The sequence below is a fragment of the Thermus sp. genome (assembly GCF_056332225.1).
The window spans coordinates 1-563 of record NZ_JBWGQW010000238.1 but is presented as its reverse complement, the minus strand read 5'-3'; the positions used below and the strand labels follow the sequence as shown (position 1 = coordinate 563).

General features: G+C 71.9%; 1 protein-coding gene. It reads right to left on the bottom strand.

The window, feature by feature from the left end:
* Positions 1–58 precede the first annotated feature (58 nt).
* Complete coding sequence (locus AC01Y6_RS11120) at positions 59–406, bottom strand: hypothetical protein (protein WP_476671592.1); 348 nt, start codon at positions 404–406, stop codon at positions 59–61.
* Positions 407–563 lie beyond the last annotated feature (157 nt).

The window sequence follows — 563 nt, the reverse complement described above, 5'->3', positions numbered from 1 at the left end:
GTTCCGAACCTCCGGGTCTACGGGCCTAAGGGACCGGACCGGGGCGGGGTCATCCCCTTCACCCTGGGCCGCCTCCAGCGTGGGTCCGGGACCGCACCAGCCCGGCCTCTTCCAGGCGCTCGGTCCACCGCCAGATGGTGGTGCGGTGGACCTGGAGGTACGCGGCCAGCAGGTCCACGGGGAGGTGGTAGGCGACTTGCGCGGCCTTCCTCACCGCCTTCGTCCCCGCGGTCTCCCGGAGATGGCGCCGGCCCAGGGCCGCGAGGAGGAGGAAGAAGCGAAGGGGGCCGGCCTCCAGGCCCTTCTCCTCGGCCAGGGCCAGGAGGTCCTGGAGGGGGGCCCGGCGGGAGTCGTCCTCCGGGGTCTCGGCCAGGGTCTGCCGGAGGAGGTTCACGACCCAGGCCAAGGCCCGGTTTTTGCCGTCCAGGACGGCGATCCGCTGTGGCGGGGCCGGGGTGGGGGTTGCCGTGCAACATTCATAGTCCCAACGCCCTGGCGTGAAGCCGGAGGGGGGACAACGCCCAACCACCTCGAGGGGGATCCTCAAGCCAGCCTCCTCTTGG